This is a genomic window from Streptococcus pluranimalium, assembly GCF_002953735.1.
Lineage (GTDB): Bacteria > Bacillota > Bacilli > Lactobacillales > Streptococcaceae > Streptococcus > Streptococcus pluranimalium.
Genome location: NZ_CP025536.1, coordinates 1,731,589 through 1,752,695 on the forward strand (window position 1 = coordinate 1,731,589; position 21,107 = coordinate 1,752,695).

Here is a 21,107-nt window from a genome sequence, read left to right on the forward strand (position 1 = left end):
TCATATTGAAATAGACTCCTCTTTCCTGTAAAATGGATAGGACACAATAAAAAAATGAGGAGTCTTTCATGAAAAAGATCTTTTTAAGCTGTTTTGCAGCTTTGTTCCTTTTGTTCGGAGGAGTTACAAAAGCGCAAGCAGATGAGTACTTGCGTGTCGGTATGGAGGCTGCCTATGCACCATTTAACTGGACACAAGATGATGACTCAAATGGTGCTGCGCCAATCGAAGGTACCAACCAATACGCCAATGGCTACGACGTCCAAGTGGCACAAAAAATTGCTAAACGTTTGGATAAAAAACTCCTTGTTGTTAAAACCAAATGGGAAGGTCTCGTACCAGCTTTAACATCAGGAAAAATCGATATGATTGCTGCAGGTATGAGTCCTACTGCAGAACGTAAAAAAGAAATTGCTTTCTCAGATAGTTATTATACTAGTGAGCCTGTTATCGTGGTTACTAAAGATGGCAAGTTCGTCAATGCTAAATCAATCAAAGATTTCAAAGATGCTAAAGTTACTGCTCAACAAGGTGTCTGGCATGTTGACTTACTTCCTGACCTAGAAGGCGCTAATCCACAAACACCGATGGGGGACTTCTCTCAAATGCGTCAAGCCCTATCATCAGGCGTTATCGATGCCTATATTTCTGAACGTCCTGAAGCTTTGACAGCTGAAGAAGCTAATAGCAAATTCAAAATGCTAACCTTAAAACCCGGTTTTGAAGTTGACGAATCAAATGCCGCTACTGCTGTCGGTATGCGCAAAGGTGACAAGCGTATATCACAAGTTAATGAAGTCCTTGCAACTATTTCTGAAAATGATCGCATCAAGCTCATGGACAGAATGATAGCGGAACAACCTTCAGATAACAGTAATGAAACTGCCCCTAAGAGCTTCTTTGCTCAAGTAGCTGATATTATTAAAAACAACTGGAAACAGCTGCTTCGTGGTACTGGCATCACACTCTTGATTTCCATTCTTGGTACTATTATTGGTACTATTATTGGCCTTTTAATCGGCGTTTACCGTACTGCTCCTAAAGCCAGCAACAAAGCACTTGCCATTCTTCAAAAACTCTTTGGCTGGTTGCTAAACGTTTATATTGAAATCTTCCGTGGAACACCGATGATCGTACAAGCCATGGTTATCTACTATGGTACTGCCCAAGCCTTTGGTGTATCACTTGACCGTACTCTTGCTGCCATTTTCATTGTTTCCATCAATACGGGAGCTTATATGAGTGAAATCGTTCGAGGTGGTATCTTTGCCGTTGACAAGGGACAATTTGAAGCAGCGACTGCACTAGGATTCAATCACAATCAAACCATGCGTAAGATCGTCCTACCACAGGTTATCCGTAATATCTTACCAGCTACTGGTAACGAGTTCGTCATCAATATCAAAGACACCTCTGTCTTGAACGTTATCTCTGTTGTCGAACTTTACTTCTCAGGTAATACTGTGGCGACCCAAACTTATCAATATTTCCAAACCTTCACCGTTATCGCTGTCATCTACTTTGTATTGACCTTTACGGTAACACGCATCCTCCGATTTATCGAACGTCGTATGGATGTCGACACGTATACTACTGGTGCTAACCAAATGCAAGTTGAGGAGGTAGCTCATGACTAACCCAATTTTAGAAATCAAACATCTCAAAAAATCATTTGGTAATAACGAAGTTCTCAAAGATATCTCTTTAAGCATCAACAAAGGTGAGGTTATCTCTATTATTGGTTCATCTGGTTCAGGTAAATCAACCTTCCTTCGTTCCATCAACTTGCTAGAAGATCCAACAGAAGGTAGCATTATTTATCATGGTGAGAATGTTTTAGAAAAAGGCTATGATCTGACGACATATCGCGAAAAACTCGGTATGGTTTTCCAATCCTTTAATCTTTTTGACAATCTCAACGTCTTGGAAAATGCTATTGTAGCACAAACAACTGTTCTCAAACGCAGTCGAACTGAAGCAGAAGCAATCGCTAAAGAAAACCTTGAAAAAGTTGGTATGGGAGAGCGCTACTGGAAAGCTCGTCCAAGTCAACTATCAGGTGGGCAAAAGCAACGTGTTGCTATCGCTCGTGCCCTATCAGTCGATCCAGAAGCTATCCTATTTGACGAACCAACTTCTGCTCTTGATCCAGAGATGGTCGGCGAGGTTCTAAAGACCATGCAAGACTTGGCTAAATCAGGTTTGACCATGATTATTGTAACCCATGAGATGGAGTTTGCTCGCGATGTCTCTGACCGTGTCATCTTCATGGATAAAGGTGTTATTGCTGAAGAAGGTTCCCCGCAACAAATCTTCGAAAATCCACAAGAAGAACGTACTAAAGAATTCTTGAGACGTTTCTTACAATAAGACTATTAAAAGAGTTGACCCTGTCAGCTCTTTTTTCGTACATCAAAACCAAATTATTTTCCAAAACACAGTTGCAAATTGAGGAAGTACATCATATTCATCACGACAATAAAGCGGCTAAAAATATCATAAGATTAAACAATTTAGATGAAAGGCTTCAAGAAAATTTGAATCTATTCCATTTTCAACCTAAAGACTAGGATTCACTGCTTTTATCAGCTAGAATAAACTTGTCTTTCCTATGTGTACGTTAATAAAAAATAAGAAAAATCCCCATATATTCAACAAAATACTTTACCGGTTAACTATTTTATGTTATTATAAAATAGTCATTGCAATGAATACTTTTTATAAGGAGGAAACTATGGCAGAAAAAACTGATCTTTCATCAGCCTACCGTCGTCTTAAAAGTCCGAACATCAAGACACGTAAACGTGCTCTTAAAATTATCCACGACTTCAAACGCAGAGGCAAAAGTAATTAATACTTTAAATCTCTTATAAGGGAAACACCTACTATCCCTCAATAACAAACAGTGGTCAGACACTTCATTTAGGTGTTTTATCCCTTCTAATACGATTATTTAACAGATGCAAAAGCCAAGAAGCTAGACTTCTTGGCTTTTGCTTTTCTTATTTACTTGCTTTTAGCGCAGATAAAATTTGTGTACGAATATCATCAACACCATTAGGTGTATTTGGCAAGAAAATAGTTTGGTTGCCATTTGCCGCAAAAGTATTGAGTGTATCTAAGTATTGATTAGTTAAAAGAATCGACATGATTTCTTCTTCATTCAAACTAATATTGGCATCCTTAAGTTCTTGAATGGATTCAGCCAAACCATCAACGATTGCCTTACGTTGTTGGGCAATACCTACACCATGAAGACGATCTTTTTCAGCTTCTGCTTCTGCTGCTGTCACAATTTTAATCTTATCAGCTTCAGCTAATTCTTGAGCAGCTACACGTTTGCGTTGAGCAGCATTGATTTCATTCATAGACTGTTTAACTTCAGCATCTGGTTCAACCTTAGTAATCAACGTTTTGACGATAATATAACCATAAGTTGACATTTCTTCAGCAACTTGATGTTGAACTTCAAGGGCAATTTCATCCTTTTTCTCAAACAATTCGTCCAAGGTTAATTTAGGAACTGATGAGCGTAAAGCATCTTCGATATAAGACTTAATCTGCGCTTCAGGTTTCATCAATTTGTAGTAAGCATCAATGACATTTTGTTCATTAACACGGTACTGAGTCGCAACATTCAAGGTTACAAAAACATTATCTTTAGTCTTTGTTTCAACAATAATCTCACTTTGAAGCAAACGCAGTTGCACACGCGCTGCAATTTTATCGATACCAAATGGCAATCTGATATGGATACCACTGGTCGAAATCGTTTGGTATTTACCAAAACGTTCAATAATAGCAACAGACTGCTGTCTAACCACGTACAGAGTGCTGGCAACGATCATTAAAATAATAATCAAAATGATAAAAGGAAAAATAAATCCCATAATAACAGTTCCTCCTAAAAACCTTTAATACTGTCATTATATCAAGTTTGAAAGCCGAGTCAAATAACTACCTATTTTCTGTGATTTTTTCTACAAAAAGCAAACATTAAAAGCCTCACCAAAAGCGAGGCTTACATATATTATTCGACACTCATTAAGTATGGGTAGACCGGTTGACTTCCAATATGGATTTCAACTTCTATATCCTCATGAGCTTCTTCAAGTTTTTCAGCAATTGACTCAGCCAAAGATTCTTCACCATCTTCACCAACGTAAATGGTTACAATTTCACTATCTTCATCAAGCATTTTTTCAAATGTAGACAAGAGAGCTGCTTCCATATCTGGTGTAGAGACAAGGATTTTACCATCAACCATTCCTAAAATATCATTTTCATGAATTTCAAGACCATCGATTGTTGTGTCACGAACTGCTAGTGTAACACTTCCACTCACAACGTCAGAAAGACTTGCTGACATGGCTTTGGTGTTATCTTCTAGAGTTTTAGATGGGTCAAAAGCTAAAAGACTTGTTAGACCTTGTGGCACTGTACGTGTTTCTACAACAGCTGCTGGGATATCCACAACTTCCGCTGCTGATTGCGCTGCCATGAAAATATTTTTGTTATTCGGCAAGATAATGACATTTTTAGCATTCACTTCTTCAATAGCCTTAACAATATCTTCTGTTGAAGGGTTCATGGTTTGTCCACCAGAAATAATATAATCAGCTCCTTGCGCCTTAAAAATTTCTGCAAGACCATCTCCAGCTACAACAGCAATAACACCATACTCTTTGGCTTCTTTTGGAGTTGCTGTTGCCTCTGAATTTGTTTTTTCAAGTACTTCGTCATGTTGATTACGCATGTTATCAACTTTTACTTTGACAAGTGAACCGTATTTCAATCCTTCTTGCATGACAAGACCAGGATCCTCAGTATGAACATGGACTTTGACAATCTCATCATCATTCACAACAAGAAGTGAATCTCCGATACCACTCAAATAACCTTGGAATTCTTCATAATTGAATTCTTTAACATAAGTAGGACCTTTACCAAGAGCTACCATGATTTCAGTACAGTAGCCAAAAGTAATATCTTCAGTTGCCACATGACCAGCTACAGATTTATGGTGTTCTGCATTAATCATTTGGGACATTGTTGCAGGCGTTGCTTTAAAATCTTCAGAAGCGATGTATTCACCAGTCATAGCTGCCAAAAAGCCTTCATAGATATAAACAAGACCTTGACCACCTGAATCAACAACACCAACTTCTTTAAGAACTGGAAGCATATCAGGTGTTTTAGCAAGCGCTGCCTTAGCACCATCAAGAGCTGCACGCATAACTTCTGTAGCATCATCTGTGCTCTCAGCTTTTTTCTTAGCAGCGGTAGCCGCACCACGTGAAACAGTTAAGATAGTTCCTTCCACAGGTTTCATAACAGCTTTATAAGCTACTTCCACACCTGATTGGAAGGCATCTGCTAAAGCTTTACCGTCTAGTTCTTCCAAATCTTTGATACTTTGTCCAAAACCACGGAAGAGTTGTGATGTAATAACACCAGAGTTCCCACGTGCCCCCATCAAAAGACCTTTTGAAAGGATCTGACCAACTTGACCAACTGTAGCTGCATGTTTATCAGCGACTTCCTTAGCACCATTATCCATGGTCATTCCCATGTTGGTACCAGTATCTCCATCTGGAACTGGAAAAACATTTAGGGAATTAACATATTCAGCTTGTTTACCCAGACGAGTGGCCGCTGCTTGGACCATTTCTTGGAATAAACTTGTTGTAATATTTGACACTACTCTTCTCCTACAACCTTAATATTTTGAACATAAACATTCACCGTTTCAGCTGAAATGCCAAGTTGATTTTCTAAATTAAACTTGACACGTTCTTGAATGTTTTTGGAAACTTCACTGATTTTTACACCATAACTCATCACAGTGTAGACATCAACTGAAATTCCTGCTTCTGTCGATTTAACAACAACACCTTTTGCGTAGTTTTCTTTACGAAGAAGGGCTTGAAAATTGTCTTTAATAGCACTCTTACTTGCCATGCCAACAACGCCAAAAATCTCTGTTGCTGAACCTCCAACGACTGTTGCAATAACATCGTCTAAAAGTTCAATTTGACCATCTTTTGTATTGATTTTTACAGTCATATTCACTACCTCAAAAAGTTTTTATCACTTCATTTTATCATAATAGAGTCACTTTGTAAAAAAAGACCTTAATTATGAAAATGAAAAAGCCAGATGATTGGCACCTAGCTTCTTTAATTATTAAACGCGCTCAACTTTACCTGATTTAAGGGCACGAGCTGAAGCCCAAACTTTTTTAGGTTTACCGTCAACAAGAACAGTAACTTTTTGAAGATTTGGTTTTGCAGTACGTTTTGTTTTGTTCATCGCGTGTGAACGGTTGTTAGCTGACATAGTCTTACGACCTGTAAAATAACATACTTTAGCCATTTCGTGTTTTCCTCCTACGTAGAATATGTTTGGATGTGCTAGCACCACATACCTTACTATTATAGCAGAACCACAAAAACAATACAAGATATTTTTAAAATTCTTTTGATAAGATAAATTCTGAAAGTTATATGAAAGTTCTAAAATAGCTTAATCCATTACCATTGTTCCCAAATGACTAAGATTGAAACATAAAAAAATGGATTTCTATCCGAAACCCATTTGATATTAATACCTGCGTTACATTACGCTTTGTTTGCTGATCCAAACACGTCAATACGTTCTTCAACAGCACCTTGAACAGCTTTCATACCATCTGCCAAGAATTTACGTGGGTCGAAGAGTTTTTTAGCGTCATAACCAGCTTCGTCTGCATCGTAAGCACGTGAGAAGGCACGTGTAGCATTAGAGAAGGCAATTTGACTTTCAGTATTAACGTTAACTTTAGCAACACCAAGGCGAATAGCTTCTTGGATTTGCTCATCAGGAATACCTGAACCACCGTGAAGTACGATTGGGAATCCTGGTACAGCGTCTGTCAATTTCTTCAAGTGGTCAAGATCAAGACCTGTCCAGTTTTCTGGATAAGGACCGTGGATGTTACCGATACCCGCAGCCAAGAAGTCAATTCCAGTTTCAACCATAGCTTTAGCATCTTCAACTGGTGCAAGTTCACCGCTACCAACGATACCATCTTCTTCACCACCGATTGTACCAACTTCAGCTTCTACAGAAACACCTTTTGCGTGAGCCAAAGCAACAACTTCTTTAGCTTTTTCAAGGTTTTCTTCGATTGGAAGGTGTGAACCATCAAACATGATTGACGTGTAACCAACTTCGATACACTCAAGTGCATCTTCGTAGTGACCGTGGTCAAGATGGATAGCAACTGGTACAGTGATACCCATTGACTCTACAAGGTTCGCAATAAGTGATTGACATACTTTGTAACCACCCATGTATTTAGCAGCACCCATTGAAGTTTGGATAAGAACTGGAGCTTGTTTGCTTTCCGCTGCACGCAAGATAGCTTGTGTCCATTCAAGGTTGTTAGTGTTAAATCCACCTACAGCATAGCCGTTGTCACGAGCCGCTTGGACGAATTTTTCTGCTGAAACGATTGCCATTATAAAGGCCTCCTCTATATTTTTGGGGATTATTCCCCTTTACGTTCTATATTCTAGCATAAATAAGGCTAAAAAACCAGTTTTCTTCTAAGTTAAGCGTTTTCTTAATTGAAAGAATGAGAAATATATCACTTATTATCCCTCTTTTTTATGGCTCATTGAATCATTTCAATAGATTACTATTTAAATTTTTTGAGCTGACAAAAGAAAAAAACCAAGTCAACGACCTGGTTTATGATGCGGAAAGGGGGACTTGAACCCCCACGACCTAAAGCGGTCACAGGATCCTTAGTCCTGCGCGTCTGCCAATTCCGCCATTTCCGCTGTTCTTAACAACAAAAATTATTATATCAGCTGTTAAGAAATGTGTCAACACTATTTTTGATATTTTTTCAAAAAATCTTCAATTTTTCGGCGGTAGGTTTCAGGATCTTTTTCAAAAGACTGAGCATGCTTAGCACCTTTTACAATATAGAGTTCTTTTGGACCCTTACTTGCTTCAAAGTTCTCATAAACCATGTCTGTTGGAACAAACTTATCAGCATCACCATGGATAAACAAGGTTGGTAAGTCATTTTTAGCCAACTGTTTCATAGAACTTGCTTCCCCATAAGTAAATCCTGCTACCAGTTTGGAAATACCTGATACTCCGTATAGGATGGGAAATTGGGGTAAATCGTACATATCTTTGGCTTGATAAGAAAGTTCATCCCAAACACTAGTATAGCCACAATCTTCTATTATAGTGGTAACTTGTTCTGGCAGTTTTTCACCACTAGCCATCATGACTGTAGCTGCTCCCATAGAAACCCCAAAGAAGGTGATTTTTTGGTTAGGATTGTCTGCAATCAGACCTTCTGTCCATTTTATGACATTGTCTTTATCCTTCCATCCATAGCCTATGATATTCCCTTGGCTTTCACCATGAGCAACGTTATCTGGCATTAAAACATTGTAGCCCAATTGATGAAAAAGATAGGCATAAGGTTTCATGTCTGATTTGTCATTCGTAAATCCATGTACCATAAGGACAGTCTTGTTTGACTTTTTCTTAGCAGGCACATACCAAGCTACTTGATTTAACCCCTGATTACTCATACGACGTTTTTCCTTAGGCAAGTGATTGAAAGCTTGCTCGTCTTTGTATAAGGAACTTTCCAGACCACGTGCTTTATTGTTGATGAAGTCTTTTTCAGCCCGGACTTGTGCCACATAGAAGAAGTAGCCACTAGCGCCAGCAATAATCAATAATAACAATGAGAATAAAGTGATGAGAATAATAATCCATTTTTTCATAGTCTTATTGTACTGAGAATTTTCCAAAAAGAAAAGTGGGAAGGGAGCTACTGATGATTGTTAGCCTTTTTGATTCACTGCTGCTGTCACGAAGGCTGTGTATAGTTCTTCAGCGTGGTTTGGACGACTTTGCAATTCTGGGTGATATTGTGCTGCTACAAAGAATTTATTTTCTGGGATTTCAATAATTTCCATAAGACGGTTATCTGGTGATACACCTGAGAAGACAAACCCAGCCTTTTCAAAGTCTTCACGGAATTTGGTATTGAACTCATAACGGTGACGGTGACGACGTTGAACCACTTCTTGATTGTTGTAAGCTGCCGCTGCTTTGGAACCTGATTTCAATTTACATGGGTAGAGACCTAGACGGAGCGTTCCTCCCATATCCTCGATATCGATTTGGTCACGCATGATATCAATAATTGGATATGGTGTTTCTGGGTCTAATTCTGCTGAGTTAGCACCTTCCATATTAAGGACATGGCGAGCAAACTCAACACAAGTTAACTGCATTCCTAGACAAACACCTAGCATCGGAACGTCATTTTCACGCGCATAGCGAATGGCTTGAATTTTTCCTTCTGTACCACGTTGTCCAAAGCCACCAGGAACGATAATACCATCCGCATCACCAAGTAGCTCTGCAACATTATCGGTTGTCACATCATTGGCATTAACCCAGTTAAGATCGATAGCTGAGTTATTGACATAACCTGAGTGCTTAAGGGCTTCAACCACTGATAAATAAGCATCTGGTAATTCAACGTATTTTCCAACCAAGGCAATTTTAGTCGTTTTCTTGAGGTTAAGAACCTTGTCAACCATGGCTGACCATTCGCTCATATCTGCTTTTGGTGCATCGATTTTCAAGTGGTCACAAACGATTTGGTCCATCCCTTGTGCCTGCATGTTAAGGGGAACTTGGTAGATATGCTCAACGTCCATAGATTCGATAACAGCTTCTGGAGCGACATCACAAAATTGTGCCAATTTATTTTTAACACCTTGCTCAACAGGTTGTTCTGTACGAATAACCAACATATTTGGCTGGATACCAAGCCCACGAAGCTCTTTAACAGAGTGTTGCGTTGGCTTGGTCTTCATTTCACCTGCTGCTTTGAGATAGGGAAGCAGGGTTGTATGGATATACATAACGTTATCTGAACCCACATCAGCCTTCATTTGACGAAGCGCCTCAAGGAAAGGAAGGCTTTCAATATCTCCTACTGTACCACCAACTTCGGTGATAATCACATCTGAATCAGTTGTGGTTGCAGCGCGTTTGATTTTTTCCTTCAAAGCATCCGTAATATGTGGAATAACCTGAACAGTCGCTCCAAGATACTCCCCTTTACGCTCCTTTCGAAGCACTTCACTGTAGATTTTACCCGTTGTTACGTTTGAGTATTTATTAAGGTTGATATCGATGAAACGCTCGTAGTGACCAAGGTCAAGGTCAGTTTCTGCACCGTCATCAGTCACATACACTTCTCCATGTTGGTAAGGACTCATTGTTCCTGGGTCAATATTAATGTAAGGATCAAACTTTTGAATGGTTACTTTAAGGCCACGATTTTTCAATAAGCGACCAAGGCTAGCTGCCACAATCCCTTTACCAATAGACGATACCACACCACCAGTAACAAAAATATACTTTGTCATTAACGAGAAACTCCTTCGTTCTAAAAATAAATAATGACGACAACTAATCTCCTAAGCGAAATCAATTGCGCCAAGCTCACTATATAATAGGGTAGGTTGATGAGAAAAAATAATAGTAAGTCATAGCTAAACTACATCTTTTCTCAATCAAAAAAATAAAAATACTCCCTAGTCATAACTAGGGAGCTTTGTCTGACCTCTAAAGAGGTGCCCATAAACTAATATAAATAAATTTTAGAGATTTGTCAACAGAATGTGACCCTTATTCTTCCGTTTCATCATCGTCTGAAAACTCGTCATCTTCTTCATTCAAATCAACATCTTCTTCAACAACGTCGTCATCAGCGATGATTTCATTTAGCTCAGAATCATATGACTCAACCTCTGATTTTTCATCATCTGGATTGTCATCGTCATATTCGATTGTTTCTGACTCAACAATGTAATCTTCATCTTCTGGATCATCATCGTTGTAGTCGATAGCGTCTTCGTCGCCATCCATGAAGGCATTAACACGTTTTTTCTTACGTTTTGGTGCATCGTCGCCTTCTTCTTCAAAGGTAAGGATTTCTTCATCAATTTCATCAATCGCATACCATGAACGAAGACCCCAACGGTTATCACCCAATGGAATAAAACTTCCATCGATATTCAAATCTGAGTAGAAATACGGGAGTGACTCACGGATTTCAGCATCCGTTTTTCCAAGGTAGACTTGGATCTCATTCACCATGTCGCTGAAATACATTTCGTTATCGCGACCACGTTCTTCTAAAATTGCACGAGCAACTTCAATCATTGAAAGTTCGCTCTTTTCTTGACCAGCAAATACTTCTAATTCCAAGGTCTATTCTCCTTATGTTATCATTCCTTTCTATTTTACGCTAAAAATAGTCTTTCGTCAAAACTTTTATTATGAAATTCTTTACAAATAAATCAATTGTCTCTTTTGATATTATCTATCGCCATTTAACCAAATCCACTTTATTATGGTGTGGAAGTTCTGAGAGTCTCTTTTAGACTGATAGTAAGGTTTGTCCTACCTGATTGGCCTTGAGAATAGCTGCTGTAAAGCGATCTGTTTCAAATGGTGTATGCTTATATTCATTGGTCTCTAGAGCTAGATTAAGCACAGCTGCAATATCACTCTCAGCTAACCCAATCTCAGCTAATGTTACTGGTAATCCAAGCGATTTATTGAAATGAGCCACCTTGCTTAATTCTTCTGTCTCACCAAAGTAGGCATGAAGAACCATGACACCAAAGGAAACCACTGCTCCATGAAGATGCTCACCTTCACGCTTGACGGCTGTCGTTCCGTTATAAAAGGCATGGGCATGGCAAGAGTTGAAATAAAAGTCTGGTTGATTGACCAAGTTTGAGGCATAACCTGTAGAGACAAGGATAGCGAGGGCAATTTCCTCAACTGCTTTTGATGGCTTATGATTTTCAACGTCTTTTAAACCTTCTTGACCATACTCATAAAAAGCATCCTTAGAAGAAAGAGCTACAGCGCGTCCTAGGACACCTGTATGTGATAGAACACCACCTCTTTGTTCATATTCGTAAGCAGCACGCTCAACTTCAGGAGCCTTGGAAATCCCATCACCAATGCCTGCCCAGAAATATTTAACTGGTGCTTCTGCAATTACCTTGGTATTGATAAAAATATGCACTGGCGTTTCAGGGTAGCCATATTTGAGTAGACTGTGGTCATCCTTATAAATAACAGTAATAGCTGTTCCTGCTGAGCAGTTGGAACAAATAGTTGGGAAGGTCATAATATCTTTTCCCAACTCATGAGCTACCATTTTAGCAGTATCCAACGCACGCCCACCACCAAATCCAAAGATAATATCGGCACGAGCTACATCGGGATTTGCAACCAGTTTATCAATATTAGATTGCGTCGAATCCGTCCCATAAATAAACTGACCCGTCACTTCGTAGCCATTTACTTTTAGGATTTCTACCACTTGGTCTGCAGAACTTGCCAGAGCCTTTTCTCCGCCAATGAGCGCTACACTCCTGACGTGATAAGATTTCAGAACTTGCGGAATTTCCTGAAAACAATCTACTCCGTAACTGTAATTAGACATATTATTGGTTGTCATAACACTCCCCTCGAAAGTTATTTTTTGAATTATCTAAAAATTCAAAATGTTAGTCTCTATCTTACCACTTATCCTTATAAAATCAAGGGCTTTTTAAATTTTTTAAGGAATTTCCTTTCAAGCATTGTCAAAAAACTAGCGAGCTTTTATAATGGTAGGTACCATTTATCTAAAACAAAATAAAACAGCAAAAGCAAAGATGACTTCTAAGCGTGATTGCGCCTACCGATAACACATTTCAAGAAAGAGGAGCCTAAGCATAAATGAAACGACGTCCAGTTGCCACCCTAAAAAATGAAATAGATGCCGTCCTCTTTGCCGGGCGCATCCTCATGGAATCCGGAGCCGAAGTTTTCCGTATTGAAACCACCATGAATCACATTGCTGATTCTTTGGATATTGAGCAGTTCGAAGTTTACGTGGTCAACCAAGGGATTATCGCTTCAGGTACCAACCAACTTGGCTATCAAGAATCAAAAGTCATGAACGTCAATGAGACTGCTATTGACTTAGGAAAATTGGAGGCTGTCAACGCCCTTTCCAGAAGCTTATCAAAGAAGAATAAAGTTACGCCCTCATACGTCTTTCAGCGTTTAACAGAAATCAATGATAGTTCACTATATTCTATCTGGACTATTTTAGCCGCCTATTTCTTTGGTGCCGGCGGTTTCTCCCTAGCTCTGGGGAGTTCTCCTATTGATTCTTTCACCGCTGCTATTGCCGGACTTCTGGCTGGTTGGTTTATCCAAGTAGGCGCATCCCGTATTCATACGCCGTTTTTAACAACGATATTGGCAAGTGCTATCGTCAGTTTATCCGTCAACTTATTTTATTTTCTCGGACTTGGTGAAACGCGAAGCATCATCATTCTAGGTGCTTTGATGATTATGGTCCCTGGGGGATTCTTCGTTAATGCCGTTCGTGAGATTTCCCATAATAATTTCTCAATCGGTTTTACCCTGCTAATGTCAGCCCTAATGACCTGTATTTCTATCTCAGCTGGGGTGGCTGGTATGACAGAAATCCTCCCTTTTGCTGATCAGATGACAGGAACTTTTTCAACTGAGACAGTAACAGCTATCGGTTTCTTGATTAGAACACTAGCGGCAGGCATTGGTACGGTTGCTTTTTCAATCACCTACAATGTTCCTAAACGTTATTTACTAGATATTGGTATCATCGGCGCTATCTCTTGGTTACTCTACATGATTTTGAAAGAAAATTTTGGCATGGATATCGTTGCCGTATTTATTCCTGGACTCTTTGCCACCCTGGTTTCAAAAATCCTAGCTGCTAGACGGAAAACACCTATGACTATTTTCCTATCAACCAGCATGTTCCCTCTGATTCCTGGGTTAAGTTTTTATCGTGGGATTTACTTTATGTTGACGGGATCAAATGAGCTAGCCATGACCCATATGAGGACATCATTTGTCACAGCTTTTGCTATTACCATTGCCATCAGTATTATTCAGCAATTCCCACTATCACTCTTTAAAAAACGAAAAAAACAAGTTAGCTCCTAAGGAGTTAGCTTGTTTTTTGATACTTATTTAGCAATCACAACGGACATCACAACAAGATAGGTCATTTAAAGACATCTGATTGTCTTTGTAGAAGTCTAAAACAACTGGGTCTAAAGTCCATTTTTCACGCTTGGCAATCTCCCTAATCACTGGGATAAAGCGTTGGCGGAATTTATAAATGTAACAGAAAATCACGTCTTTTTGGCGCAAGCTAGGCCCAATAAGAAAGACATTGTGACACAAAGTTGATTCATCCTTCTCGTTTACCATAGGAATACCATCTTTAGTGAATTGGAACAAATCATCCCCTAAAATCTTCAAAATACAAGTTCGAAAACCTGTTGCTAGTACAGGCTGGTGCTGAGATTCAGCATACGTCCCATCCTCAAAGTGCACTCGATAGGTGCCCGACTCTTTTTCGATTGAAGTTACTGTCTTGTCTTCATATATATGGGCATCCCACACCTTGTTTTTATCAACTTCAGCCAACTTTTCCTGAGTGATCGGTGACAAACGAATACTAGGATCTGGTGCTACTTGAGATTTCCCAAAGTCCTCAGTATAAAGCGAAACACTGTTACCCATGGCAGCTAGGCTCGTAAAGGCATCACAGCCACTCTCGTTACCACCTAAGACGATAAAAGGATCTTCAGACTGAAGGTAAAAACTATCTACCTCACCATAGTGGATAGCCAATTCCCCACCTTCAATCTCTCCACGATAAGGGTTTTGAAACTCTCCTGTCGCCATAATCAGATATTTAGCCCGATAGGTGCCACGATTTGTTTCAATCTGATAGCCTTTTTGAGAGCTTGTTATCAAGGTCACTTCGGTCTGCGTTTCAATCCTTAAGTCATAATGCTTAGCCACAAGGTGGAGATACTCTGCGTATTCTCTGCCTGAAAGGTGTTCCTTTTGAAACGAAAAGGCTGGTGATGTATCAGGTACGACAGCGTTGATATCTGGAAATCCAAAGCCATTTGTCGTAAAGGATGGCGTGATAAAACGTGTGGTGCGTGGCCATTTGAGGAAACTATCACCAATACTTCCTTTCTCTAAAATCAGGTAATCCTCAATTCCTAACTGTTGCAAAGCAGTTCCAAAGCCTATACCTGCTGCTCCTGCACCTACAATGATAATTTTATAATCTTTCATTTCTTACTCCTTGACAAGTTAATGTTTTCATCGTAAAATACTTAACCAGTTAACTATATTAACAAATCCACTGAAAAATGTAAAGGAGTAAAGATGTTTCTCTTAATATGCAGCCTCATGATGTGGCTAATGATTTTCGGCCTTGGCCTTATGTACGTTGGTTATCTTTCACCAAAACTAAGTAATCGTATCCTGTTTCAATACACCATCACTATGCTTTGGACTAGTTTCCTTTGGATAGCTTTTGCTTATTTTATCAGTTTTCAAGGTCAACTAGATAGTGTTTTTCTCTCGCACCATCTTCCTACAAACCTCATGCTAGAACTCTTTTGCCAGCTCTGCTTTGCCTTATATGCTGTTGGCATGATGATTGGTGCCACAATTGATCGCACCAAAACTCACCATCTGATTCTTTTAAGCAGTGCTTGGCTCCTCCTAGTTTACTGTCCATTAGCTTATTTGATCTGGAATCCTGCTGGTTGGTTGACTCAGCTAGGTGTGGTCGATTTTTCTGGCGGTCTCGTCGTCCATCTCTCAGCAGGGCTTTCTTCCCTTGTCTTGGCAAAACTTCTAGGAAATACACCTCACGAGCACAACAATAATCAGCATCTCCCTCTTTATCTCGGTATGCTTTTCATCACCTTTGGCTGGTTTAGTTTCAACATGGCACCTGTTGGTCAGCTCAACGGCAAGAGCGTTCTGATTGCCATTAACACCCTGGTCGCTATCATCAGCGGCGGATTAGCATGGAGCTTTCTTGCTAAATGGCATAAGGCGACAAATCTTACGGTAGCCACGCTAAACGGTGTCATTGTCGGACTTGTGACGAGTACTTCGGCTGTCGGCATTGCCAATCCTCTAGAGATGATGCTAATCTGTGGGGCAGCCAGCAGCCTGACCTACCTGATGATGACTTGGATACAAAAGACTCTGTTGCTTGACGATGTGGTCGACTCCTTTGCCATGAACGGACTAGGAGGCCTACTCGGAAGTCTGGGCGTCATCGCCATTGCTCCTGAAACAGTACTTCCCCAAATCATCGGAATCCTTGTGACAATTGTCGTCTCAGGTATCGTCACACTTGTGGTAGGGAAAGTGGTTTTGAAGAAATGAAAAATTCTCCCATTCTGACAAAATGGGAGAACTTTATATGTTTCCTTCAAAAAAACACCCCATGGTGTGAACCATGAAGTGTCTTGAAACGTTGATATATCGCTGATAATTAACGTTTTGAGAATTGTGAAGCTTTACGAGCTTTCTTAAGACCTGGTTTTGGGTGATAAAAGTCAAATAGCTGTAAAAGGCTATTAAATCAAGCTTTTAAAGCCCATTTTCATTACAAATAGATGCTTTTAACCCAATCTTACAAATAAGAGATTACCATTAGATTACCAAAAATCTGTTTTCGGAGCTTATGTAGTTAAGAAACAATGTGTATTCACTTTACTTTTTTGTAAGTTCATTTTATAATGTATATACAAACGGAGGTAGAACCATGAATGTTATCTTGAGAAAAACAGGAAATAGTACTGTCATTACAATTCCCAATAAAATTAAAGAAACTCTTGGAGCAGAAATTGGAGAAGAAATTGAATTTGTCACTTCAGGAAATAACGTCATCATTCGTAAAGCTGAGCCAAAATTTGATTTTGATAAGGAACTAGAAAAAGCCATGAACCAATACGATGAGCTTTTGAAAGAATTGGTGGATAGATGAGATATCTAACTGCTGAAGATATTATCAAAATCAATGTCATGGTTATTGGCAAATATTCTCCTAATGAACCTGTTGGCATTGCTGATCCAAACAGTCTTCGAATGATTGTTGAACAGCCTAAACAAGAGATTTTCGGCAAAGTTCTCTATCCAGATATCTACAGTAAAGCTGCTATTATCTGGATAAATTTGATTAAAAAACATCCTTTTTATAATGCCAATAAACGAACTGCTGTTCTTGCCTTGCATATGTTTCTAGCAATGAATGGTTACCAATCCAATCTTTCCTTACAGGATGGGCTTGAAAAGACAGTTGAAATTGCTACCTTTCAAAGAGATTTTGAAGATTTAAAGAAAACAATTATTCAATTCCTCAAGCAAGATGGAAACATAACAAAATTATAATTAAAAAGTGATTATCAGCCTTTCGTTGAAGACCACTTTTATGTTCTATTGTATTCTACTGTATTCTACTGTATTCTACTGTATTCTACTGTATTCTACTGTATTCTACTGTATTCTACTGTATTCTACTGTATTCTACTGTATTCTACTGTATTCTACTGTATTCTACTGTATTCTACTGTATTCTACTGTATTCTACTGTATTCTACTGTATTCTTTATTACTAATAGTATCCTGACTGCAATCATTTATCAACTAAAAGATAATATTGATTGCGGTCATTTTTACTTGATCCAAACCAAGTAATGATTTCTAAATCACGAAGATGATGTAACATTTTAACAACAAATGCTCGACTTCTTCCTGTTAATTCAATCGCCTTTGCTGTTGTCATTTTATCACCAGAATTATACATGTAGTGAACGATAGCTTGTTCATCAGCATTTAGAGTTCCAAAATCAAAAAACTGTTTTTCCAAACTGTCTCGTGTTCGTAGATGTCGACTAACAATGCTATTTTCAAGGATTAGAACTACCTTATTACCTGGCTCTGAATATTTAGGTTCATGAAGAAAAGCTGATTCCATTTCAGAATAGATACGCTTAACACCCTCGTTCATTTCACGAACCCAACCAAATTCAGTCAGGGTTCTCGCAATCCAAGGATTTCTTGAAAAACGTTCATGCTTGATATTGTCAACGGTGACGATATTGGGTAATTTCCCTGGGCTGTGAATCTCTAAGCGATCATCGAACATGAGTACACGAATGTGATCTCCATAGACAGAGTAATCACGGTGAGTTACTGCATTGACAACACCTTCAAACCAAGCAAACTCAGGATATTCAGGCAATATTTGAAATTGACCATTATCGTCTAAGTACTGAAATTCCCGCAACTGAGTACGGATAAAATCTCGAACTTTTATAATCAGTACTGGCAAAGCATCATCAAAAGTCACTTCTTTGATGACATTAAAGCTACTGCCTGTCCCCATATCCGTGCCATCAAACCTCTGGAAGCGAACACGAGCTTGCGGGAAGAATGCTGACGGATACTTTCCAAAAAGCAAAATAGCGGCTTTAGTCAATTTTCCATTAACCAAAAAAACGTCTAGCTTTGAGAATTTCCTCTGTGGAGCGCTCTGATAAATCAAAGTGACTTTTGAAATCCTGTACGATAGATTCATCAATATCTTCCAGACTGGCGTCTGGCACCACTTCATCTTCAAAGAAACGTTGTCCCTTGTCATAGCTGAGCTGAGTGCGTTGCTCGTAGCTCAACTTGACTGTTTCATTACCCTGACGAAGATAAACATCATCATTTGGTGCTGCAATCACACGATTTGATGACAATTCCACAGAGATAACTAAAACGAAATCTTCTTCACCCTTATGATTGATTACAGGGATTTCCTCAAAGGATAAATCTAAAGGAGTCTCACGCATCTCACGGTCAATCTTTTTGAAATCGTCTATGGGATAAGCCCTGCCGTCCTTGAAACCAGTGATAATATTTTCCTGTTTCTCGTCCTCAATACCAATAACCAGTTGACCGCCATCCGCATTGGCAAAAGCAATCAAGTGCTGAAGCAATTCCTGAGGCTTTTTGCGCGCTGATTTTCTATCCAAATATTGACTCTCTGGTGAGAATTGGTAGTGGAAGAGGGTTTGATTCATGTATTGCTCCTTAAACAAATAAAAGAGTTAATTAAAATCTAGGGCTTATAAAGTCCCACCTTTTAACTGAACAATATTATTTCTATCTTGAAATAATCTCTCCCTTGGAATATCCATGAGCTCTGAGAGGATTTCTATAGGAAGAGGATAACCGTATTTTAGATTAAATCGCTGTACGATCGATTGCTTCTCAAATAAGCCAGCATCCGTTAATAATTTATATGCTTGTTTAGCAAGGATTGGTCGTGGCACCGGAACGCTTGCATCCTCAGGTTCTTCTCTTCGCCAGCCTCTGGCACTCATTCTTTTTTGTAAGCGAGTATATTGTTCCGATGTCAGTAAATTTAAATCCTTGGCACGGTAGACCATACTAGCTATAGACACATTCCATTTTGACTTCAATTTTAAATAATGTCCAAGATCTTCTTCATGACCTTTTATATCTTTAGAAAAGGCAGAGGCAGGTAACAGAAAACTGGAAGCAAATCTATTAGCTTCTTGCTCCATTTTTCTATATTCAGTATTGGATAATTCTTGTGGATGTACTATTTGAGCATGCAAAGCCCAATGCCCTAACTCATGAGCTAAGCTAAACTGTTGTCTAAAAAAATTATTATTATCTTGATCAATTAAAATACAGTAGTACCGTTCAGAATTTGCTCCTGTTTTCAATTCAACAAAACTTCCAAAAGCATCTACTTTTTCAGACCTTGAATTAATTATTGCAATATGAAAACCGTGTGTTTCTAGTAACCTTAGAACACTGAAAATTGGTTTGTCACCTAATCCCCAATTCTCTCTTATCTGACTAGCCACCTCCTCAGGCGAGGCATTTTCTCGGCTTTCAAATTCTGCTAATTTGGGGAAATCAACATAATCTTCAAAAAAATTTGCCAAGAGTGCCAATGCTTTTTTTAACATCTCACTGGACTTCTTCTCTGCTTGTGAGGAGGTTAATTTACTCCTATAAAAAGTCCCAAAGTCACTAGTCAAAAATTTATCTTTTGTTTGATAATATGACAATGGAAATCCTAATTCAAAAATTATTTTTTGCAATACTTCTGAGCTCGGCTTCGATAAATTTTTTTCGTATTTAGAAATCATTTGCTTAGAAACTCCAATATTATCTGCCAATTGGCTAATTGAATACTGTCTAAAATATCTTGATTCTCGTAGTCTATCCCCATTAAATTCTTGAACCATTATAAAATTCCTTTTAATTTGGATTTCAATGTGACAAGCTGAGGCTCATCAACTGAATTATTAACCTGCTCATCATGTATAACTTCAGTTGTAATTGTACCAACCGAACTTGGAAGTAATTGCGAAACATCTGCAGAACTAACCAATAAAAATTGTGGGGTGTAGTCTGCTAGTGAAGCACTTACAGCCTCCTGACCTACATAATCAACAACCAAAAATCTAATCTTAGTCACTATATCACAGTCCTCTCCAAGCATCCTCGTCAAATCTGCTTCTTTTCAATTCAGAATTATCAGTATCAAAAAGAGATAACTGTTTCACTTCCTGTTCAGGGTAAAGCCCCTCATTTTTTAAGAGCAAACTTAAAGAATAATGGGTAGAAATTCCTTTTTTAAAATATTGATTACGAATTGTCCTAAAATTATTTTTTGAGAAGAATGCTATTAATTCACCCGTCTCAATATTTAGTATCGGATCAAATTGCCAAATCCCCCTCTTGATATGCAAAACTTTCCAAATACTACTATTTTTAAATAAGTCTCGTAGCATATCTGATCTTCGTCCCCAAACATTCTGAAAAATTCCATTTTGACTTGTTTCTGAGATAGCAGCTTTAAAATCCTGCTCAAGATTTCTAGTAGTAAAGCTCATTACATCTAAACACTTAGCAATAACTTCCTTGTCAAAATCATTAGTCTGATTCATCTATTCACCCCAATTCATTTGTTATTTTAAAGTCATTATAGCAGATAAAAGGGACAAAAAACAAGAAAAACCACCACAAAAGTCAACCGTTTTTGTGGTGGTTTAAAAACTACCCCATCTCCTTCACTTTACTTTCAATAA

Annotated in this window: 20 protein-coding genes, 1 tRNA gene and 1 pseudogene; 7 read left to right on the forward strand and 15 right to left on the reverse strand. The window is 38.7% G+C overall.

The window, feature by feature from the left end:
• Positions 1–68: 68 nt before the first annotated feature.
• The 3 genes from C0J00_RS08810 (at position 69) to C0J00_RS08820 (ending at position 2,854) form a co-directional block, all read left to right on the forward strand.
• Complete coding sequence (locus tag C0J00_RS08810) at positions 69–1,637, forward strand: ABC transporter substrate-binding protein/permease (RefSeq protein WP_104968508.1); 1,569 nt, start codon at positions 69–71, stop codon at positions 1,635–1,637.
• Entirely contained in the window at positions 1,630–2,370 is a 741-nt protein-coding gene (locus C0J00_RS08815) for an amino acid ABC transporter ATP-binding protein (protein ID WP_104968509.1), read from the forward strand. The genes C0J00_RS08810 and C0J00_RS08815 overlap by 8 nt, the downstream gene beginning before the upstream one ends.
• 364 nt (positions 2,371–2,734) lie before the next feature.
• A complete protein-coding gene (locus C0J00_RS08820) occupies positions 2,735–2,854 on the forward strand; it encodes a putative metal homeostasis protein (protein ID WP_017768991.1) in 120 nt (39 codons plus the stop codon).
• 148 nt (positions 2,855–3,002) lie between these two features.
• Here the strand turns inward: C0J00_RS08820 and C0J00_RS08825 are convergent, their stop codons facing one another.
• The 10 genes from C0J00_RS08825 to C0J00_RS08870 form a co-directional block, all read right to left on the reverse strand.
• Complete coding sequence (locus C0J00_RS08825; RefSeq protein WP_104968510.1) at positions 3,003–3,890, reverse strand: SPFH domain-containing protein; 888 nt, start codon at positions 3,888–3,890, stop codon at positions 3,003–3,005.
• A 140-nt stretch (positions 3,891–4,030) separates the two neighbouring features.
• Complete coding sequence (locus tag C0J00_RS08830) at positions 4,031–5,701, reverse strand: DAK2 domain-containing protein (protein WP_104968511.1); 1,671 nt, start codon at positions 5,699–5,701, stop codon at positions 4,031–4,033.
• Positions 5,701–6,066 carry an Asp23/Gls24 family envelope stress response protein gene (locus tag C0J00_RS08835; RefSeq protein ID WP_018380012.1) on the reverse strand — a complete coding sequence of 122 codons (366 nt, stop codon included), beginning with the start codon at positions 6,064–6,066 and terminating at the stop codon, positions 5,701–5,703. The genes C0J00_RS08830 and C0J00_RS08835 overlap by 1 nt, the downstream gene beginning before the upstream one ends.
• Before the next feature lie 120 nt (positions 6,067–6,186).
• Positions 6,187–6,375, reverse strand: a complete 189-nt coding sequence (gene rpmB, locus C0J00_RS08840) for a 50S ribosomal protein L28 (RefSeq protein WP_062711650.1) — start codon at positions 6,373–6,375, stop codon at positions 6,187–6,189.
• Between the two features lie 245 nt (positions 6,376–6,620).
• Positions 6,621–7,502 carry a class II fructose-bisphosphate aldolase gene (locus C0J00_RS08845; RefSeq protein WP_104968512.1) on the reverse strand — a complete coding sequence of 294 codons (882 nt, stop codon included), beginning with the start codon at positions 7,500–7,502 and terminating at the stop codon, positions 6,621–6,623.
• A gap of 238 nt (positions 7,503–7,740) precedes the next feature.
• Positions 7,741–7,826, reverse strand: a tRNA-Leu gene (locus tag C0J00_RS08850).
• Positions 7,827–7,877: 51 nt separating this feature from the next.
• Positions 7,878–8,798: an alpha/beta hydrolase gene (locus C0J00_RS08855; RefSeq protein WP_104968513.1), complete on the reverse strand. Its 921-nt coding sequence runs from the start codon at positions 8,796–8,798 to the stop codon at positions 7,878–7,880.
• A gap of 60 nt (positions 8,799–8,858) precedes the next feature.
• Positions 8,859–10,463 carry a CTP synthase gene (locus C0J00_RS08860; protein WP_104968514.1) on the reverse strand — a complete coding sequence of 535 codons (1,605 nt, stop codon included), beginning with the start codon at positions 10,461–10,463 and terminating at the stop codon, positions 8,859–8,861.
• Positions 10,464–10,725: 262 nt separating this feature from the next.
• Positions 10,726–11,307: a DNA-directed RNA polymerase subunit delta gene (gene rpoE, locus C0J00_RS08865; protein ID WP_104968515.1), complete on the reverse strand. Its 582-nt coding sequence runs from the start codon at positions 11,305–11,307 to the stop codon at positions 10,726–10,728.
• Between the two features lie 172 nt (positions 11,308–11,479).
• Entirely contained in the window at positions 11,480–12,577 is a 1,098-nt protein-coding gene (locus C0J00_RS08870) for an iron-containing alcohol dehydrogenase family protein (protein WP_104968516.1), read from the reverse strand.
• A 263-nt stretch (positions 12,578–12,840) separates the two neighbouring features.
• On the opposite strand from C0J00_RS08870, the gene C0J00_RS08875 reads away from it, so the two are divergent.
• Entirely contained in the window at positions 12,841–14,103 is a 1,263-nt protein-coding gene (locus C0J00_RS08875; RefSeq protein WP_104968517.1) for a threonine/serine exporter family protein, read from the forward strand.
• 27 nt (positions 14,104–14,130) lie between these two features.
• Here C0J00_RS08875 and C0J00_RS08880 read toward each other — a convergent pair whose 3' ends face one another.
• Positions 14,131–15,258 carry an NAD(P)/FAD-dependent oxidoreductase gene (locus C0J00_RS08880; RefSeq protein WP_104968518.1) on the reverse strand — a complete coding sequence of 376 codons (1,128 nt, stop codon included), beginning with the start codon at positions 15,256–15,258 and terminating at the stop codon, positions 14,131–14,133.
• Positions 15,259–15,351: 93 nt separating this feature from the next.
• On the opposite strand from C0J00_RS08880, the gene C0J00_RS08885 reads away from it, so the two are divergent.
• The 3 genes from C0J00_RS08885 (at position 15,352) to C0J00_RS08895 (ending at position 17,379) form a co-directional block, all read left to right on the forward strand.
• A complete protein-coding gene (locus tag C0J00_RS08885) occupies positions 15,352–16,371 on the forward strand; it encodes an ammonium transporter (protein WP_104968519.1) in 1,020 nt (339 codons plus the stop codon).
• 382 nt (positions 16,372–16,753) lie between these two features.
• Positions 16,754–16,975 (forward strand): AbrB/MazE/SpoVT family DNA-binding domain-containing protein, encoded by a 222-nt coding sequence (locus C0J00_RS08890; protein ID WP_001100856.1) that lies wholly within the window; start codon positions 16,754–16,756, stop codon positions 16,973–16,975.
• A complete protein-coding gene (locus C0J00_RS08895; RefSeq protein ID WP_104968520.1) occupies positions 16,972–17,379 on the forward strand; it encodes a type II toxin-antitoxin system death-on-curing family toxin in 408 nt (135 codons plus the stop codon). The genes C0J00_RS08890 and C0J00_RS08895 overlap by 4 nt, the downstream gene beginning before the upstream one ends.
• Positions 17,380–17,623: 244 nt before the next feature.
• Here C0J00_RS08895 and C0J00_RS08900 read toward each other — a convergent pair.
• The 4 genes and pseudogenes from C0J00_RS08900 to C0J00_RS08910 all read right to left on the reverse strand — a co-directional run bounded on the left by C0J00_RS08900 (position 17,624) and on the right by C0J00_RS08910 (position 20,966).
• Positions 17,624–19,058, reverse strand: a pseudogene (locus C0J00_RS08900) (ATP-binding protein).
• A gap of 45 nt (positions 19,059–19,103) precedes the next feature.
• Entirely contained in the window at positions 19,104–20,261 is a 1,158-nt protein-coding gene (locus tag C0J00_RS08905; RefSeq protein ID WP_104968521.1) for a helix-turn-helix domain-containing protein, read from the reverse strand.
• Positions 20,261–20,494, reverse strand: coding sequence for a hypothetical protein (locus tag C0J00_RS10585; RefSeq protein WP_233995838.1), 234 nt, complete (start codon positions 20,492–20,494; stop codon positions 20,261–20,263). Before C0J00_RS10585 ends, C0J00_RS08905 begins: the two co-directional genes overlap by 1 nt.
• Positions 20,495–20,498: 4 nt before the next feature.
• Positions 20,499–20,966, reverse strand: a complete 468-nt coding sequence (locus C0J00_RS08910) for a DUF5986 family protein (RefSeq protein WP_233995839.1) — start codon at positions 20,964–20,966, stop codon at positions 20,499–20,501.
• Between the last annotated feature and the right edge of the window lie 141 nt (positions 20,967–21,107).

Excerpts from the sequence above, each read along its gene's own strand:
- C0J00_RS08890 (WP_001100856.1), top strand. The coding sequence starts at position 16,754 with ATGAATGTTATCTTGAGAAAAACAGGAAATAGTACTGTCATTACAATT.
- C0J00_RS08895 (WP_104968520.1), top strand. The coding sequence starts at position 16,972 with ATGAGATATCTAACTGCTGAAGATATTATCAAAATCAATGTCATGGTT.
- C0J00_RS08835 (WP_018380012.1), bottom strand. The coding sequence starts at position 6,066 with ATGACTGTAAAAATCAATACAAAAGATGGTCAAATTGAACTTTTAGAC.
- C0J00_RS08905 (WP_104968521.1), bottom strand. The coding sequence starts at position 20,261 with ATGGTTCAAGAATTTAATGGGGATAGACTACGAGAATCAAGATATTTT.
- C0J00_RS08855 (WP_104968513.1), bottom strand. The coding sequence starts at position 8,798 with ATGAAAAAATGGATTATTATTCTCATCACTTTATTCTCATTGTTATTA.
- C0J00_RS08885 (WP_104968519.1), top strand. The coding sequence starts at position 15,352 with ATGTTTCTCTTAATATGCAGCCTCATGATGTGGCTAATGATTTTCGGC.
- C0J00_RS08880 (WP_104968518.1), bottom strand. The coding sequence starts at position 15,258 with ATGAAAGATTATAAAATTATCATTGTAGGTGCAGGAGCAGCAGGTATA.
- C0J00_RS08820 (WP_017768991.1), top strand. The coding sequence starts at position 2,735 with ATGGCAGAAAAAACTGATCTTTCATCAGCCTACCGTCGTCTTAAAAGT.
- C0J00_RS08860 (WP_104968514.1), bottom strand. The coding sequence starts at position 10,463 with ATGACAAAGTATATTTTTGTTACTGGTGGTGTGGTATCGTCTATTGGT.
- C0J00_RS08875 (WP_104968517.1), top strand. The coding sequence starts at position 12,841 with ATGAAACGACGTCCAGTTGCCACCCTAAAAAATGAAATAGATGCCGTC.
- C0J00_RS08845 (WP_104968512.1), bottom strand. The coding sequence starts at position 7,502 with ATGGCAATCGTTTCAGCAGAAAAATTCGTCCAAGCGGCTCGTGACAAC.
- C0J00_RS08825 (WP_104968510.1), bottom strand. The coding sequence starts at position 3,890 with ATGGGATTTATTTTTCCTTTTATCATTTTGATTATTATTTTAATGATC.
- rpmB (WP_062711650.1), bottom strand. The coding sequence starts at position 6,375 with ATGGCTAAAGTATGTTATTTTACAGGTCGTAAGACTATGTCAGCTAAC.
- C0J00_RS08815 (WP_104968509.1), top strand. The coding sequence starts at position 1,630 with ATGACTAACCCAATTTTAGAAATCAAACATCTCAAAAAATCATTTGGT.
- C0J00_RS08870 (WP_104968516.1), bottom strand. The coding sequence starts at position 12,577 with ATGACAACCAATAATATGTCTAATTACAGTTACGGAGTAGATTGTTTT.
- C0J00_RS08910 (WP_233995839.1), bottom strand. The coding sequence starts at position 20,966 with ATGAATCAGACTAATGATTTTGACAAGGAAGTTATTGCTAAGTGTTTA.
- C0J00_RS08810 (WP_104968508.1), top strand. The coding sequence starts at position 69 with ATGAAAAAGATCTTTTTAAGCTGTTTTGCAGCTTTGTTCCTTTTGTTC.